Raw genomic sequence first — 17,196 nt, forward strand, 5'->3', positions numbered from 1 at the left:
TCGTCATGCCCTGCTCCCGCCGGGCCACCTGTGTGCGCCCGGATCTTCCTTCTCCGAGGTCTTCATGTCTGCTCGACCCGCCCTCATCGCCCATGACCTTCTTCGTATCCGGGGTACGCGCCGGGTGCTCGACGGTGTCTCCCTGACCGCCGCGCCCGGCGACCGGATCGGCCTGATCGGTGAGAACGGCACCGGCAAGACCACCCTGTTGCGGGTCCTGGCCGGCGTCGACGAACCGGACTCCGGCACCGTCGCGCGCCCACCGGATCTCGGCTTCCTGCACCAGGAGATGCCCTACGCCGCGTCCGCGACGGTCGCCACGGTCCTGGACGACGCGCTGCGCGAGGCCCGGGCGGACCTCGCCGAGCTGGACCGGCTCGGCGCCGCGCTGGCCGACGCACCGGAGGGCGCCGAGCGGCACGCCGAGCTGCTGGCGGCGTACGGTGCGGCCCTGCAGCGGGCGCAGGACCGGGACGCCTGGGACGCCGACCGGCGTGCCGAGACCGTGCTCGCCGGCCTCGGCCTCGGCGGGATCGCGCACGATCGGCGGCTCGCGGAGCTGTCCGGCGGGCAGCGGGGCCGCCTCGCGCTGGCCGCGATGCTGGTCCGCCGGCCGGATGCGCTGCTGCTCGACGAGCCCACCAACCACCTCGACGACGCGGCGGCGGCGTTCTGCGAGGACCAACTCCGCGCGATGCCCGGGGTGGTCGTGCTGGCGAGCCACGATCGGGCGTTTCTGGACGCGGTGTGTACCGACGTCATCGATCTGGACCCGGCGGTCGAGGGCCCGGTCCGCTACGGCGGTGGCTACAGCGCGTACCTGGCGGCCAAGCGGGCCGAGGCCGACCGTTGGCGCCGGCGCTACGACGACGAGCAGGCGCTCCTCGCCGAACTGCGCGAGGCCGCCGCGGTGACCGGGCACCAGGTCGCCCACGGCCGTGGCCCCCGCGACAGCGAGAAGATGGGGTACGGGCACACCGCCGGCCGGGTGCAGAACCAGATCTCCCGCCGTGTCCGCGACGCCACCCGCCGACTGGAGACACTGGAGCGTCACCAGGTCGCCGCGCCACCGGAGCCGCTGCGCTTCCAGGCACCCGTTCTCGCCACCGGCGCCGGCGATGACATCGTCGCCACGATGCGCCAGGTGCGGATACCCGATCGGCTGTGGATGGCGCACCTCGCGGTCGCCGCCAGCGACCGGCTGTTGGTGAGCGGCCCGAACGGTGCGGGCAAGTCCACTCTGCTCGCCGTCCTCGCCGGACGCGTCAGTGGCACCGGAGCCGTCTGGAGGCGGCCGGACCTGCGCGTCGGTCTGCTCACCCAGGACACCACCTTCGAGGATCCGTCGCGGACCGCCCGGGACGTCTTCGGTCGTGCCGTCGGTGCCGAGCGCGCCGAAGCGGTGCCGCTGTCGTCACTCGGGCTGCTCGTGCCCAGGGATCTCGACCGATCGGCGGCGGACCTGTCGGTCGGCCAGCGCCGTCGGCTCGCTCTCGCGGTGCTCGTCGCCAACCCGCCGGACCTGCTCCTGCTGGACGAGCCGACCAACCATCTCTCCCCACGGCTCTGCGACGAGCTGGAGGACGCCCTGGGCACCGGACCGGGCGCCATCATCGTCGCCAGCCACGACCGACGCCTCCGCTCCCGGTGGCCGGGCCGCGAGATCACCCTCACCGTCGGGCCGTCCACCCGCCGTTGACCAAGAGGTTTGCGTCAGGACACGCCGGGCGGGATGACGCGAATCTCTTGATCAGCGAGGCGGGTCCGCCCGTCGACTGTTGGAAACGTTTTCGTAACGAGCCCTTGACCTCTCCGCCAAGGGCGGCGCAGACTCCCGGAAACGTTTACAGCAACCGGGTGGAGGTGTCGAACGTGGGTCGTAAACGTTTACAGGAACCGGCTGACGGCCGGCCCACGGTGCACACGGTCGCCGCCCGCGCCGGTGTCTCCATCGCGTCCGCCTCGCGCGTGCTCAACGGCATCGGCGGCAGCCCGGAGACGATCCGCAAGGTACGCGCCGCGGCGGCCGAGGTGGGCTACGTGCCGAACGCGATCGCCCGGTCGCTGCAGTCCCAGCGCACCGGCCTCGTCGCGCTCGCCGTCGAGGACATCGGCAACCCGGTCTACGTCGAGATGATGCGCGCCATCGAGTCCGTGGTCGCCTCCTCCGGGCGGCAGCTGCTGGTGCACGCCACCGGCGGACGGATCGACAACGAGACCGCCCTGCTGCGCCGGCTGGCCAACCGCTACGTGGACGGGATGATCGTCTCCCCGATCCGGGTCACCGACGACCACCTGACCGCGCTGGTGGACAGCCCGGTGCCGGTGGTGGTGGTCGGCCAGCTCGGCGCGGACGCCGCGGTCGACAACGTGCGTACCGACTCCCGGCAGGGTGTGGCGCTGGCCGTGGACCACCTCATCGCCAGCGGCCGGCGCCGGATCGGCTTCGTCAACGGCCCGCTCGACACCGTCCCGGGCACCGCGCGCGACGCCGGCTTCCGGGCAGCGCTGGCGCGACACGACATCCGGCTCGACGAGGACCTGATCGAGGTCGGCGACTTCCAGTACGCCGCCGGCCGGGCCGCCACCGAGCGGCTGCTCGCCCGTGCCGACCCGGACGCCCTGGTCTGCGCCAACGACCTCATCGCGGTCGGGGCGCTGCACGCCCTGCTCGCCGCCGGGCGCCCGGTGCCGCAGGACGTCGCCGTCGTCGGCATGGACGACACCGAGTTGGCCCGGATGATGTTTCCCCAGCTCTCCAGCGTCTCGCTCGGCTCGGCCGAGCGCGGTCGACGGGCCGCCGAGCTGCTCCTGCAACGCATCGCCGACCCGACCCTGCCGCCCCGGCGCGAGCAGGTGCCACCCAGCCTCGCCATCCGGGCGTCCAGTGGCACGCCGCTGCCGGCACCCCGGCCAGCCGCCCCGCCGACCACCCACCCGACCAGCGAAGGGGTGACCTCATGACCACGCTGGCCGAGCGGCCGGACGTCGAACGGGCCGGACCGGCCCGCCGGCCGAGCCGGTTCCGTTCCGACCGGACCGCCATCTACCTGCTGCTCCTGCCGTCGCTGCTGCCGATCCTGGTGCTGTCGGTGTTTCCGCTGCTGCGCGGCATCTACCTCGGCTTCACCGACGCCCGGGCCGGGCGCAACGTCGAGGTGTCCTTCACCGGCCTGGCCAGCTACCGCGAACTCCTCGGCGACGAGCTGTTCTGGAACTCGTTCAAGATCGGGCTGCTCTGGGCGGTCGGGGTGACGGTGCTCCAGTTCCTGCTCGCCCTCGGGCTGGCCCTGCTGCTCAACCAGCAGCTGCGGTTCCGGGGCGTGGCCCGGGTGCTGGCCGTGGTGCCGTGGGCGATGCCGCCGGTCGTGGTCGGCATCCTCTGGAAGCTCGTCTACCACCCGGACGCCGGCCTGCTCAACGAGTTCTTCCACCGGATCGGCGCCGACGGGCTGCGGACCAACTGGCTCGGCGACTTCAACACGGCACTGCCCGCCGTGATCCTCGTCGGGGACTGGGCCGGCATGCCGCAGACCACAGTCGTCCTGCTCGCCGGCCTCCAGGGGGTGGGCCGCGAGCTGCACGAGGCGGCCGCGGTCACCCGATTCTTCCTCGGTTGCGGCGAGGTTAAGGCGCGTCGTCAGCGCGATTTCATGGTCCGCCCCAAGAGCTGCCAGAACGTCCGCCAACAATTCTTTATAGGCGCGGACGGCCGAGGCGAATTGTCCGGCGTCCGCCATCACGGAGGCCAGATTTCCGCGAACAACCGCGGAGGCCCCAGCATCACGCCAACGAACACCCGGTCCGCCAGGTTGCACCCCTTCACCACCACCGTCTTCGTTGCAGAGCCGAAATTCGTGAACTCCCCCAAAAGGAACTGGGTCGTTCACCAGCCAGACTGCTCAGAATCGATGGCTCAATGCGAACGTGGCGCGGAGCAACTCCTCACGAGCACGAAGGAGCCGGTCTGGGAACACCAGTTCGCTGGGGCCCGACAGCGAGATCGAGGCAAGAGCTGGTTCGTCGCGTCCGATGACCGCCGCGCTGATCGACGATACGCCGACATTCCACTGGGCGTTGGAAAGGTGTACGTGATCGCGTTTCGCCGCAACAATGAACTCACGCAGCTCCTTACGGGAGTAGACGACCCCTCCCGAGGTTACGAAGGTCTCGTTCGGTCCAAGCAGGCGTTCGATATCGGCGTCGGAAAGCTGAGCCGCGATAGGGATGCCCCCGCCCGTGACCAGCGGCAGACGTCGGCCGACCGGCGGCTGATAGCGCAACGGCTCGCCGCCCTCGATACGGATCACCAGAACCCTGTCGGCCCCACTCCTGACGTAGAGGGTCGCCGCCAGCTTGGTCGCCGTGGCGAGCTCCTGCAGCACCTGACGCGCGGCCTGACATAGCGGGTCCAGGCTCAGGAAACCGTGGGCCATCCCCAGTGTGGCCACGGCCAATCGGTACAACTGCTGCCTCACGACGACCATGCCACGCCGTTCCAACGCCCCGAGGAACCTGAGCGTCGTCGCGGGGTGCTGTCCTGCCCGCCGTGCGATGTCGGTGAGCCGGAGTGGGCTGTCGCTACGCTCAAGGACCTCGAGGATGTCCAGGCATCGCTCCACGCTGCGGACGGTCGTCGCCCCTGATGCCGCGTCTGATGTCATGGCCGGCCCAAGTGTGGACGTTTCATTATCCTTCCGAGCCTACCTCAGTAGACCGCGAGTGGGCGGACCGGCGAGCCAGTGGCGCCCACTATGCGCAACGGAATGAGGACAAATAGGAACTCGTTGCGGTCCTTGTCACGCAATGGCTCAAGGTTGACGTGTTCGATCAAGTGGATCCCGTTGTCAACAATTAGCAATTTGTGTACCGGGAGCAGTCGAGTTCCCTGCCCAGGTGGCAGGCATTCTACCGCCGTGGTATCCCCGCCTACGGCGCGCGGACCACGCGCGGCCAGCCACTCAGCGGCAGTCGGGCCGATGCCGGGCACACCGCTGTCAAGCCCCAGATACTGTTCGGCTCGCGACCAGTACTGTGCCCATCCGGTCCGAATGAGCACCACGTCCCCACGTCGAATCTCGACGCCGGCGCGCTTGGCACTTCCGGCGAGATCCTCGGCGGTGATCTCGTAGCCACCCACCAACACGTCTTCGCCGAGATGTTTGGCAACGTCGAGGAGGATCCCGCGGCAGAAGAAGGGGGCGATCGTCTCGGCGCCGAGCGCCTCGAACCGTCCCGAACGTTGCGCCGCCGCGGCGTCCACCCCGCCGTGCAGCAGGCCCTGGAAGGAGATGTGCGACAGTGCATCGATGTGCGTTCCGATATGCCCGCCGGTGATGATGACTTCGCTGGCGCCTGAGCTGCCGTCCGGCCGCACGACGTCACCGTGACGGCGCTGCAGGGCCAGCTTGAACCCGACGTGGTTGGGGGACGTCGGTATCGACGATTCGAGGGGATGTGACAGGTCGACGTACTCGGCACCGTCAGCGAGGACGCTGAGGAATCTGTTCGGCATTTACTGCTCCTGATCTACTCGTTGGGCTTGTCTTGGGTACCGACCGGGCTTATGTGGGACTTGCCCGTCCGCGCCGCCCACCGGCGTAGGGCGGCCTGAGCGATCTGATCGGAATCGCCGAGGTAATTCGCGGGATCAAGCAACGCCGACAACTCGTCGTCGCCGAGAACAACCTGCTCACGCCGAAGCAACTCGGCGAAGACCTCGCGCAGGTCCAGACCGGCAGCGCCGGTGCCCTTGCCGCTACCCGCGTTGAACAGGGCTTCGGTCAGCACCGCCTTGGCTCGCCTCTTGCCGATCACCGGGGCGAGAACGGCGTTGACCTTCTCGGAGACCACCGCACCACCGGACATGGCCAGGTTGGCCGCCATTCGCTCGGGGACAACGTGTAGCCCGGAGAGCAGGAGCTTGCCGTGATGGGCCGATCCGATGGCGGTCCGGAGGAGATCACGCAAGGCGTGCCACTCTCCCTGCCAGGCACCGGCCGGCCGCTCGTCTTCGGCGACCATCGCCTGGTTGAGGATCAGCGAGACCGCCGGCGCGTGCCGCGCTGCCGCCAGCAGGACGGTGGTATGTACGGGGTTGTGCTTCTGCGGCATAGCGGAAGAGACTCCATGCCCGACACCGGAAGCCTCCGACACCTCCGCGATCTCCGGCCTGGAGAGGGCATGTACGTCGATCGCGATCTTGCCCATCGCGCCGACGTGTATGGACAGTGCGGACGCCAATTCGGCCACGGGAACCCGGTTGGTGTGCCACGGGTAGTCGCGGACGGCGAGCCCGAGTCGCTGTGCCATCAACCCGGCGAGCTGCGCACCACTGGTCCATGGGACTCCGGCTATCCGGGCGTACTCCCGGTATGCGGCCAGAGTGCCGCCCGCACCCGCGAGCGAGACGGGTAGCCCGCTATCGGCTATCGCCGCTAGCCGCTCGCGCGTGTCCAGCAGCAGGTGTAGCCAGTTTGCGGCTTTCACACCAAACGTCGTTGGTACGGCGTGCTGGGTCAGCGTGCGGGCGATGGCCAGAGTCGCTCGGTGCCCGGCCGTCAGCGCCGCCGCCGCGTCGATCGCCAAATCCAGGTCGGTCTGGATATGCCGTAGCGCACGTTCCGCCACCAGCATCATCGCCGTGTCCATCACATCCTGGCTGGTAGAACCCCGGTGTACGTACTCTGACGCGGCCTCGTCGCTGTCTGCGACGAGCCGGGTCAACTCGGCGACGATCGGAATGACTGGGTTGGAGGTCTCGTAGATGCCTCGGATCACCGCGTCGCGGGAGATGTCCTCGACGCGGGCCGCGCCGGCGATGACAGCTTGAGCGCCGTCGGGGACCATCCCCAGCTCATGCTGCGCCTCGACCAGCGCGACCTCGACGTCCAGAATGGCCTGGACCCAGGCCCGATCTCCGACGATGTCGTTGGCCCCGACTCCCGCCCACGCCGGAGCCAGCACCCCCGAATCGGCGGCGTCCCACAGCGATGCGGGCGGTTCGGTCGCGGGAGGCAAGTGGGAAAGGTCAGACATCGTCTTTTCTCCAATCAGGGGCGATGGTGCTGGTAAGGCAAAATCTTTGGATCAGCCGACGTATCCAAAGATTTCCTTCCACAAGGTCGCATCCGATTCCAGATGCCTCAGTGATTCTTCCGGCGAGTGCCGGTAGATCAGAGGGCTGTCGGCCGGCGGAAGATCAAGACCTTCGACCTTTGGCGCGCCCACATCGGAGCGGACCGGGTAGTCACCGATCGTGCCCGCCAACTCCTGGCCACGAGCCGAAAGCAGCCAGTTCTCGAAGACCTGGGCCGCGGCAAGACGGCTCGTTGACGAAGAGATGCCAACATAGTACGGAAATGCTGCCATACCATCTGAGGGAATGCCGACACCCAGCGGTGCACCCTCAGAGATCGCGCCGTATGCGGTCGCAATGGGCACGGTACCCACCTTGATCTCGCCGCGAGCGAGGGCATCGACCAACGACGAGACCGTGTCGAACGTACGCGGATTCTCTCCGGCAAATTCGCGGAGATATTTTTCGCCGAGCTTCTCGAAGTGGAATCGGGTCAACGCGGCCATGGCGCCGCCTGCGGAGACCTGAACGATGCCGAGCTGGCCACGCCATTTCGGATCGATCAACGCCGCCCAACTGCTCGGCGCCTGATCTGCCGAGACGATCTGGTTATTGTAGGCAAACGTGTAGATCCGGTCAAAACTACGGTAGTAGAGACCGTCCTTGACCCGCGCCGTGTCGTCTAGCGCGAAGCTGTCAGGGACGTTGTGTGCCTGAAATACGCCGTTGTCCACAAGAGACTGCAGGAGATCGGCGCCCGAGATTCGTATGACGTCGGCGGCCAGCTTGTTGGCGCTGTGCTCACTCAAGATCCGTTCCGTAAGTTTGGCCGGGGCCAGCCGGATCAGCTCGACCGGAATGCCGGTATCCTCGGTAAACTTCTCAGCGACCAACTGTTCGGACTGGTCGCTACCTCCGGTGTAGAACTGCAAGGTACCCTGACCGAGCGCCTGCTTGTACAGATTGACATCGGCTATCACCTCGTTGCCGACAACGAGGTCGCCCTTGACATCCTCGGCGCTCACGGACCCGTTCGAGCATGCGCTGAGCATCACCAGACCGACAGCAGCGGATGCCAGTGTTCGTTTCAGGTCTTTCATTTCGTTCCCTTCTCTGGTAGGCCGCTTCTCACTTTTCGTCCGCCGCGCCAAAACGCCTCGTCACCAGGGCCAGAATGAGCAGGACCAGGCAGTAGAGCAGGCTTATCGCGGCGGACGCCTGAAGCACACCGTTTTCAAAGTTGTCGAAGATCACAATGGACAAAAGGCGAGTGTCGGTCGTGAACAGGAACAGCGGTACGGTCAGTTCACGCATCGACAGCATCAGCAGGAGCAGGAAGGTGGAGGTCAACCCCACCCGCATGAGCGGTACGGTGATCCGAAGGATGCCGCCAATGCGCGAAGAACCGTGCATCATAGCGCTCTCTTCCAGATCGTTGTCGATTTGCAGGATCGAGCCGGAGACGCTTCGATATCCCTGGGCCATTTGCGCCGCGACGAAGGCCACGATCATGACCCAGAGGGTTCCGTAGATCGGAACGGGAAGAATCAGCCAGGTCCACAGCAGACCGAGGCCCATTACGATCGCCGGGACCGCCAGTGGAAGCATTGATATGTATTCCAGCAGCGACCGTCCGGGGAGGTTCGTGCGATTGCTGACGTATGCCACGACGAAAGCCAGGATCGTGCCCGCCAGTGCGGCGACAACGCCAACGATGAGACTGTTGCTCGCGGCCTTGATCACCGTCGGCGAGGTCACCGCGGTGACGAACGATTCGCCCGAAAGAACGCCTGGTTCGAAGAGGGTGGTCAACGTCGAGGTGTATGGGGACCGCTTGAGTGCAACGATCAGCAGCGTGGCCAAGGGCAGTACCGCGGCGGCGATGAAGTACGCGATTCCGAAGACGAGAAGCGGGATTCTCGCCGCACCGAGGTCGATTTGCCGCGGTTTTATCCCCTTCCCAGCAACCGTGGTGAAGTCCCTGCTGGAGATCACTTTCCGTTGGATGGCGGTAATCACGAGGATGAGTGCCACCAAGGCGATTGCCACCGCCGCTCCCTCGTTACCTCGCGACGGCGACGAGTTCATGAGGCGATAAATGTAGGTTGGCAGCGTGTCGATATGGGCCGCACCACCGATGATCTGGGCCACTGGAAAGTTCTCCAGGGTGAGCACCAAGGTCAGCACGAGGGAGCCGAGAATCGCCGGCGTCGCGAGCGGCAGGGTGACCTTTCGCAGGACCCGGAACGTCCCCGCACCGTGAATGGCGGCAGACTCTTCGAGATCGGGGTTCATCAGGCTGAAGGCGCTGTGGATTAACAGGAAGGAATAGGGCGCGTAGTAGATCCCCAGCACGAAGATGAGTCCACCCAGGTTGTATATGTTCACCAGGGCGGGCAGTCCGATGTCCTTCAGCCCGATGTTCGCCAGTCCCGCGTTTGGATTGCCGAGGATCGCCCAGGCAAGAGCGCCGACGTACGAGGGCAGAAACATGGGGACAAGCCCCACCAGGTAGAGGAACCGCCTCCCTGGCACGTTGGTTCTGGCGACGGTGAAGGCGAGCAGACCACCGATGAACAGGGCGAGGATCGAGGCGCCGACGCCGACGATCAGCGAGTTGAGCAGGGCCTGCCGGGTCCCAGCGGAGAGGATGGTGGCGAAGTTCTCGAGAGTCAGCCCCGAGCCGAGGAGATTGCCCGGGCGAGGTGTCTCGGTTGTCAGGGAGGACACGACCACCAGCAGGATCGGCACGACGATCAAGATCGCCAGGAGGGCTATCAGCCCCGCCGGCAATCGGGCACGCTTTACCCAGCGCGACGAGCGACTGGTAGGGATGTCCTCGTTCCTCGCCGGGGCGGGGATATCGCCCGCTTCTGCCTCGATGGTTTCAAGCTTCATGTGCTCTCACCGCTTCCCGGCAGTACGCGGACAGCGTTCGGCCGGACGTCAGCGGCGACCAGGTCACCGGGCTTGGCGGAGAATCCCTGCTGCACGGGCACCACAACCGAGAGTGACACCTCGTCGGCGATTCGCAGCTCGTACCGCTCGATAGCGCCGTGATAGGTGACGACCGTGACCACACCGTGCATCGCGGTCGCTGGAGCGACCTCCTTCTTATAGAGCGTGATGTCCTCGGCCCGGATGCAGGCGCGAATGTCAGCCGCCGACGGCGCGGCGTTGTCGCTCCGATCGGTTAGCAGGGAGAACTCGGCGCCTGCCAGTTTTACCGCTGAGGCGTCCGACCAAGTGCATGGAAGAATGTTGTCGATACCGAAAAAGCTGGCGATGGTCGCGTCGCGCGGATGCTCGTAGATCTGTTGAGGCGTACCACTCTGGACGATCCGCCCGTTCTGCATCAGCGCAATCTGATCGGCCAAGGCCATCGCCTCTGCCTGATCGTGGGTGACGTAGACGCTGGTGAGGCCGAGACGCTGCTGAATGGAGCGAAGCTCGACTCGCAGCCGGTCGCGCAGTCTCGCGTCGAGATTGGAGAGCGGCTCGTCGAGGAGGAGGATCGAGGGTTCCATCGCCAGGCTACGTGCGAGCGCGACGCGCTGCATTTGGCCCCCGGAGAGGAGGCTGGCCCCTCGACCGGCCAAATGCGACAGGCCGACCAGCTCGAGACATTCGTCGACCTTCGAGCGGATCACCTGCTTGGCCGCCCGCTTCATGCGCAACGGGAAGGCGACGTTGTCAAAGACGCTCAGGTGCGGCCAGATGGCGTAGGACTGGAACACCATCCCGATGTTCCGGCGATGCGGAGGCTTGGAGTAGCCCTTGCTCTCGTCGTACACGACCGAGTCGCCGATGACAATGCGCCCCCGCTGGGGCGTTTCCAGCCCGGCGATGCACCGCATCGTGCTCGTCTTCCCACAACCGGACTGCCCGAGCAACACGAGCGCTTCACCGTCAGGTACCGAGAGATCGAGGTTGTCCACCGCGACCGAGTCGCCGTACTTCAGCGTGATCCCGGTCGCCTCGACCCTCACCGGCAACCCCCTTGCGCCAGCGATGGATTGCCGCAACAGCTTGCATCCGACGAGACGCCTGCCCGCGCTGGTACGGCCATCGGGGCAGGTGGAGCCGGCAGTCGCTGCAGCCTGAGCGACAGGTTTGTGGGGCAAGGTGCGGCGTTCACCACGTGAGCCTCCTGGGCGGGATTTCACTGTATGAAATGTGTTCTCATTGCGAGAGAGGTTCTATCATGTGACGATGTCGGCCGAGGCGCAAGCCTCCTGCACCAGTGAGGTCGGCTCAGAAGGCAGACCGGCCAGCCAATCCCCCCAGCTCAGTGGAGACGGAGCAGCGCTCCAGCCTTGACGACTGGGCCTCGCCCCTCGCCCTGGGGCCCCGAAAATGGGGCGCAGCGTCCTCACCCCAGCGGCTACGACCGAAGGAGTCTCGATGACAGCACCACCACTCATCAGCACGGAGATCTACGACCGGTTCGCCGCCTTGCCGACGGCGAACATCGGCGATGCCATGGACCGCCTGTGTGTCCTGGGCGGTGGTATCCGTCCGGTTTACCCAAAGGCTCGACTGGTCGGACCGGCGTTCACGGTGCTCGTGCCAGCCGGTGACAATAAGGCCATCCACGACGCGGTTGCCACCGCTCCCGCCGGAGCGGTAATCGTCGTGAACGGCCAGGGTTACCGGGACCGGGCGCTGATCGGCGAGCTGATCGCCGGCCGGGCGATCGCTCGGGGCATCGCCGGGTTCGTTATCGACGGCGCTATCCGTGATGTGGAAGAACTTGAAACGCTCGGTTTTCCCGTATACGCGCGCGCGGTGACACCAGCCGGCCCCTACCGCAACGGGCCGGGCCTGCTTCAACGGCCGGTCGCCGTCGGTGGCGTGGTCGTCTCACCCGGCGATGTGATCGTCGGGGACGCTGATGGCGTTGTAGCTGTCTCGCGTGACGATGTAGAGGCCATCCTCAAGCGGGCGGAAGAGAAGCAACGCGCGGAGTCTGCGCAGCGTGCAGAGACTCCGCGCCTCTACGCTGCCGACAACTGAATGCAGGAGACCTCGACGACGGGCAGTCGCTGCATTGCCGGCACAGCAGAAATCGAGATCCAGAGAGAGGATGCCGTCTATGGCAGAACGAACCAGCGTCGGCTCGATCGCGCTCACCAACTTCACTCGGTCGGTGCTGACCAACGCGGGGATGCGTGAGGATAACGCGAACATCGTCGCCGAGGCGCTCGTCTACGCCGATCTTCGGGGCGTTGGCTCCCATGGTGTCGCGCGACTGAGCACATATCTCAGCCGGGTCGAGCATGGGGTGATGGAACTCGACCCGGACATGGTCATGAGCAGGGAGTCGGTATCCTCAGGCGTTCTCGACGCGCGCAACGGCTTCGGTCAGGTCGCCGGGACCATCGCGATGCGCCAGGCGGTCAACAAGGCCGCGGAGACCGGTGTGGCCGCCATCTCGGTCGCGCATTCAAACCACTTCGGGGTCGCCGGGTACTTCGCCGAGCGGGCTGCCCAGGCCGACGCGATCGGGATCGTGCTGACCAACGCGTCGCCCGCGATGTCACCCCACAACACGTCCGTCCCGCTTCTTGGCACCAATCCGATCGCCTTTGGCGTTCCGTCGGGTGAGCACCCGGTCGTGCTCGACATGTCCTCGTCGCTGGTGGCGCGGGGCAAGATCCGGCGTGCCGCGGCGAACGGACTCCCGATCCCCATGGGCTGGGCAGTGGACGCGGCAGGTCAGCCGACGACAGATGCCGCTGCCGCACTCCGTGGAACGCTCGCGCCGATAGGCGGCGCGAAGGGCGCCGGACTGTCGTTAGTGATCGACCTGCTCTGTGGTGTGCTATCTGAAACCAGCCTCACCGGCGAGGTAACGAACATCACCGACACAGGTCGGCCGTCGAAGACCAGCCACCTCGTCATAGCCCTGGCAATCAAGCACTTCACCGATGTCGCCCGTTTCGTCAACGACGTCACCACCGTTGGCCGGACCATACGCGAGCTGCCCGCAGCGGACGGCGAGAACGTGTACCTGCCTGGCGACATCGAGTACGACAACGCAATGTCGGCGACCGAGTCGGGAATCTCGCTACCGGAGGACGTCTGGTACGACCTGGTCAAGGTCGGAAAGCACTATGACGTGCCTCCGCCGGACCTACATCGGAGCGTACCGGCCAGTCATGACGCATGACGGCCCATCAGATGTGCCGGGATCCAGTGGTGACCATGCGGGGAAAATGGCACGCGACCAGAGCTCGGGGTACGGCTCATCCCACGTCAAGGGACGATGATGTGCCGCAAGGCCCGAGGATGTACGGGCAGCCGCCGCATCGACCCTGGACCCTGTGCCCGTTATCGAGGGTCAACCTGGCGTGGTAACCAGGGTGGAAACGGCCGCACAGATCCGCTGATCATATCGATCACGCGGGTCCGTGCGGCCGTCACACCCCTGACCGCTGATTGACATCCGCACCGACGGTAGCCGCCGGGCGTGGTCGTACATACCTGGCGGCGCTGGCCGTACGGGCACGACCGTCTGCACCCGGAACGGGAAGGTCAGGTCAGCGGTTCACCACGGTGGCCAGCCCAGGGTCCACAACGGTCCCGCCTGGCCGGACACGGCGCCGAAGCGGTCCGGGAGGCAATCGCCTCCACGATCACGACCCTGCCCGAGCAGCCAGCCAGCTGTCCCCGTTCGGGCTGGCCGACTCGGTGACCGCGCTCGCCGCCGCGTACGCGGTGATGCTGGCCCTGCGGGCCCGGGACGCCACCGGCACCGGACAGGTGGTGGACCTCGCCATCATCGAGCCGATCATGGCGATGCTCGGCCCGCAGATCACCTGGTACGACCAGCTCGGCTACATCCAGCCCCGGCTGGGCAACCGGTCCAACAACAACGCCCCGCGCAACACGTACCGGTGCGCGGACGGGCGCTGGGTGGCCGTCTCCACGAGCGCGCAGAGCATCGCTGAGCGGGTGCTGCGGCTGGTCGGCTGACCCGAGCTGATCGACGAGCCGTGGTTCGCCACCGGCAGCGGCCGGGCCGCCCACGCCGACGAACTGGACGCCGCGGTGAGCGCCTGGGTGGCGAAGCGGGACCGCGACGAGGTGGTGGCCGCGTTCGAGGCGGCGCAGGCGGCGGTCGCGCCGGTCTACGACGTGCGGGACATCCTCGCCGACCCGCAGTACGCGGCGCTGGGCACCGTGCGCAGCGTCCCGGACGAGGAGTTGGGCGAGGTACGGATGCAGAACGTGCCGTTCCGGCTCGTCGACACCCCGGGGGAGATCCGGCACGCCGGCCGGCGGCACGGCCAGGACACCGACGCGGTCTTCGGCGCGCTCGGCCTGAGCGCCGACGAGCTGGCCGCGCTGCGCGAGCGGGGAGTGCTCTGATGCTGCTCAGCTGGCTCTACGTGCCCGGCGACCGCCCGGACCGGTTCGCCAAGGCGGTCGCCTCGGGCGCCGACGCGGTCATCCTCGACCTTGAGGACGCCGTGGTGGCCGGGCGCAAGGCGTACGCCCGGGACGCGGTCGCGGAGTTCCTCGCCGAGACGCACCCGGTGCCGGTGCAGGTCCGGGTCAACGAGCTGACCGGGCCGGACGTCGACGCCGACCTGGCCGCGGTCTCCGGTCGGCCGGGGCTGGCCGGGCTGCGGCTGCCGAAGGTGGAGTCGGCCGAGACGGTGGCGGCGCTCGCCGACCGGGTCGACGTGCCGCTGCACCCGCTGGTCGAGTCGGCGCTCGGGCTGGAGGCCGCGTACCCGATCGCGTCCGCCCACCCCGCGGTGGCCTCGATCGGTCTCGGCGAGGCCGACCTGCGCTCCGACCTCGGGGTGAGCGACGACGAGGGGCTGCTCTGGGCGCGCGGCCGGGTGGTGGTGGCGGCCCGGGCCGCCGGCCTGGCCCCGCCGGCGATGTCGGTGTTCGCCGACGTCACCGACGTCGCCGGTCTGGCCGCCTCCTGCGCCGTCGGGCGGAAGCTCGGCTTCCTCGGCCGTGCGGCGATCCACCCGCGCCAGCTGCCGGTGATCGTCGAGGCGTTCCGGCCCGCCGACCGGGAGGTGGCCCGCGCCGCGGAGCTGTTGGCCGCTGTGGCCGAGGCGCAGCGACGGGATTCGGGAACGGCGGTGCTGCCCGACGGCCGCTTCGCCGACCGGGCGATGGTCGCCGCCGCCCGGCGCACCGTGGACCTGGCCGCCCGCTACGCCGCCTGACCCGCGCGCCGCCCGTCTGGCCCCGCGGGGTCGAGCCGGTCGAGCCGCGCGAGGTCGGCGGTGCCGCCCCGGACCACGGCCGCGGCCAACGCGATGGTCGCCGGGTGGACGCCGCCCCGCTGCTCCGCGGCGGCGATCCGGACCGCCTGCGTCAGGTGCGCACGCAGGTGCCCGGCGAGCAGCCGGTGGAACGCCTTCCCGGTGGCCGACCGCAGCGCTGCCAGCTCGTCGGGGCTGATCATGCCCGGCATGTCGTGGCCCTCGTGCGGGTTGGTCGCCGGCGCACCGGAGTCGCCCAGCAGCCGGCGCGACACGACCAGGTCGGCGCGGTGGGTCGCCTCGATCTGGGCGGCCAGGCGCCGCCAGACCGGGTCGGTGGTCCGGGCCGGCACCAGGTCGAGCACCGGCAGCACCCGTTCGGCCATCGCCACCGTGAGCTGGAGCCAGGCGGTGTCGGTCGGGCTGAACGGTCCGGCCGTACCCGTGGGTGCCGCGACGCTCGGCGGTGCGACTGCCGTCGGCGCATTCACGGGCGGCGCGGCGGTGGCGGCCGGGTCCGATGGCCCGGCAGCGCAGCCGGCGACGAGCAGGACGGCGATGAGCAGCGTGGGCGGCGCGGCGACGAGGGCCCGCATCCGACCTCCTTTCCGCGCGGGGTGGGCGGGCCCGGCGCGACCGGGCCCGCCCTCGGGTTGACCGTCTCGACTCAGATCGGTCGACCGTCGTGCCCGCACTTGATCACCGGACGGATGCAGTCCTGGACGCGGCGTGCCATCTCCGCCACCGGCCAGGCGTTGAAGAAGTCGCCGTGCATGGTGTAGCCCGGCCCGGAGGCCAACCGGAACGGCGCGGGGTTGCCGTTGACCGGGTACCGCAGCACCTGGCGCAGCTTCGGCACGTGCACCGGGTGCGTCGCCGGGCAGGCCTGATTCACCGGGTACGCCATGTGGCTCTTGTGGTCGGGCGAGTCCAGGTCGCGGCCGTTCCAGCACTGCGGGAAGTCCAGGTACGACTCCAGCATCGTCCCGGCCGGGCAGGTGACGAAGTTCTTCGACGGCGGCACCTGCCCAGCGTGCAGACAGGACCAGCGGGCGATGCTCTCGGTCGGCCCGGCCGCCTTGGCGTTGCCCGCCACGATCCGCAGCCCCTGCGGGATTGGCTGGGTGGCCGCGACGACGTCGGCGCGGACGCCCTCACCCAGGTAGTAGAACGTGGAGATGGCCGGCTCGACCGGAACGTTGTTGTTGTACAGGGTGGGCACCCAGTACGACGAGACGTCCGTCCGCGGATTGCAGGTGGTCGGAGAGTTGACCAGGTCGGGGAGCGTGGTGTGGGCGTTCGTCACCGTGCTGCCGAAGAAGCTGTGCATGTGCGACGCCCCGGGCAGCCCGGGGAAGATGATCGGGTCGTCCGGCAGCCGGTGGCTGTACGTGCAGTCGGCCGGGAACTTTGCGACCCGGATGACGTTGACGCCCGGGGCGGCGTCGGCCCGGGCCGTGGTGGAGACCATGTACGTGCCGAGTAGCGCCAGCAGGGCACCGATCGCCGTGGCGAGGCGCAGCCGGCGGTGGATGCCGGAGAGGGGTGCGGCCCTGTCCATCTCGTGACTCCTGTCGGGGACGGGGCAGGGACAGCTCCGGCGCCGCCGCCGAAGACATCGGAGTTTCCCTGGCCAGACTGGTGGTGGTCTGTTGAGCCGGGACGCGAGAGAGCGCTCTCACAGATCCAGCCTCACCCTGGAGTCGACGCTTGTCAATGCGTTCCGCAGTTGGTGGCAATGACGACGCGAAAGGGCCGGACCCCTGGTTGGGGTCCGGCCCTTGTCATCGTGGTTGGGTCAGCTGGTGGCGTAGCCGCGGGTGGCGATCCAGTCGGCGAGGTGCTCGACGGTGACCTCGTAGGAGGCGGTGTTCGCATCGGCGG

13 protein-coding genes and 1 pseudogene are annotated in these 17,196 nt (G+C 67.9%); 6 read left to right on the forward strand and 8 right to left on the reverse strand.

What is annotated here, in order from left to right; genetic code table 11:
• Nucleotides 1-64 precede the first annotated feature (64 nt).
• Together ABZU69_RS28920 and ABZU69_RS28925 are read left to right on the forward strand one after the other, a co-directional pair.
• On the forward strand, nucleotides 65-1,699 hold the full coding sequence (locus ABZU69_RS28920) for an ABC-F family ATP-binding cassette domain-containing protein (protein ID WP_354967465.1): 1,635 nt from the start codon (nucleotides 65-67) through the stop codon (nucleotides 1,697-1,699).
• A 173-nt stretch (nucleotides 1,700-1,872) separates the two neighbouring features.
• Nucleotides 1,873-2,964, forward strand: a complete 1,092-nt coding sequence (locus ABZU69_RS28925; protein ID WP_354967466.1) for a LacI family DNA-binding transcriptional regulator — start codon at nucleotides 1,873-1,875, stop codon at nucleotides 2,962-2,964.
• A 938-nt stretch (nucleotides 2,965-3,902) separates the two neighbouring features.
• Here the strand turns inward: ABZU69_RS28925 and ABZU69_RS28930 are convergent.
• The 6 genes from ABZU69_RS28930 to ABZU69_RS28955 are packed head-to-tail and all read right to left on the reverse strand — an operon-like array spanning nucleotide 3,903 to nucleotide 11,067.
• Entirely contained in the window at nucleotides 3,903-4,664 is a 762-nt protein-coding gene (locus ABZU69_RS28930) for a helix-turn-helix domain-containing protein (protein WP_354967467.1), read from the reverse strand.
• 44 nt (nucleotides 4,665-4,708) lie between these two features.
• On the reverse strand, nucleotides 4,709-5,515 hold the full coding sequence (locus ABZU69_RS28935) for a cyclase family protein (protein ID WP_354967468.1): 807 nt from the start codon (nucleotides 5,513-5,515) through the stop codon (nucleotides 4,709-4,711).
• Nucleotides 5,516-5,529: 14 nt separating this feature from the next.
• Complete coding sequence (locus tag ABZU69_RS28940) at nucleotides 5,530-7,038, reverse strand: lyase family protein (RefSeq protein ID WP_354967469.1); 1,509 nt, start codon at nucleotides 7,036-7,038, stop codon at nucleotides 5,530-5,532.
• A gap of 51 nt (nucleotides 7,039-7,089) precedes the next feature.
• Nucleotides 7,090-8,178, reverse strand: coding sequence for an extracellular solute-binding protein (locus ABZU69_RS28945; protein WP_354967470.1), 1,089 nt, complete (start codon nucleotides 8,176-8,178; stop codon nucleotides 7,090-7,092).
• Between the two features lie 28 nt (nucleotides 8,179-8,206).
• Entirely contained in the window at nucleotides 8,207-9,976 is a 1,770-nt protein-coding gene (locus tag ABZU69_RS28950) for an iron ABC transporter permease (RefSeq protein ID WP_354967471.1), read from the reverse strand.
• Complete coding sequence (locus ABZU69_RS28955; RefSeq protein ID WP_354967472.1) at nucleotides 9,973-11,067, reverse strand: ABC transporter ATP-binding protein; 1,095 nt, start codon at nucleotides 11,065-11,067, stop codon at nucleotides 9,973-9,975. Before ABZU69_RS28955 ends, ABZU69_RS28950 begins: the two co-directional genes overlap by 4 nt.
• A gap of 415 nt (nucleotides 11,068-11,482) precedes the next feature.
• Between ABZU69_RS28955 and ABZU69_RS28960 the strand changes: the two genes are divergently transcribed.
• The 4 genes and pseudogenes from ABZU69_RS28960 to ABZU69_RS28975 all read left to right on the forward strand — a co-directional run bounded on the left by ABZU69_RS28960 (nucleotide 11,483) and on the right by ABZU69_RS28975 (nucleotide 15,273).
• Nucleotides 11,483-12,094, forward strand: coding sequence for an RraA family protein (locus tag ABZU69_RS28960; RefSeq protein WP_354967473.1), 612 nt, complete (start codon nucleotides 11,483-11,485; stop codon nucleotides 12,092-12,094).
• Between the two features lie 79 nt (nucleotides 12,095-12,173).
• The gene (locus tag ABZU69_RS28965) at nucleotides 12,174-13,250 is read left to right on the forward strand and encodes an Ldh family oxidoreductase (protein WP_354967474.1); all 1,077 of its coding nucleotides are present in this window, start codon (nucleotides 12,174-12,176) and stop codon (nucleotides 13,248-13,250) included.
• Between the two features lie 551 nt (nucleotides 13,251-13,801).
• A pseudogene (locus ABZU69_RS28970) lies at nucleotides 13,802-14,452 on the forward strand (CoA transferase).
• The gene (locus ABZU69_RS28975; protein WP_354967475.1) at nucleotides 14,452-15,273 is read left to right on the forward strand and encodes a CoA ester lyase; all 822 of its coding nucleotides are present in this window, start codon (nucleotides 14,452-14,454) and stop codon (nucleotides 15,271-15,273) included. Before ABZU69_RS28970 ends, ABZU69_RS28975 begins: the two are co-directional and overlap by 1 nt.
• Here the strand turns inward: ABZU69_RS28975 and ABZU69_RS28980 are convergent.
• Nucleotides 15,261-15,908, reverse strand: a complete 648-nt coding sequence (locus ABZU69_RS28980; RefSeq protein WP_354967476.1) for a DUF305 domain-containing protein — start codon at nucleotides 15,906-15,908, stop codon at nucleotides 15,261-15,263. The genes ABZU69_RS28975 and ABZU69_RS28980 overlap by 13 nt on opposite strands.
• Nucleotides 15,909-15,979: 71 nt before the next feature.
• Nucleotides 15,980-16,873, reverse strand: coding sequence for a DUF1996 domain-containing protein (locus ABZU69_RS28985; RefSeq protein WP_354967477.1), 894 nt, complete (start codon nucleotides 16,871-16,873; stop codon nucleotides 15,980-15,982).
• Nucleotides 16,874-17,196: the final 323 nt, after the last annotated feature.

Source organism: Micromonospora sp. NPDC005206, assembly GCF_040608175.1.
Taxonomy (GTDB): domain Bacteria; phylum Actinomycetota; class Actinomycetes; order Mycobacteriales; family Micromonosporaceae; genus Micromonospora.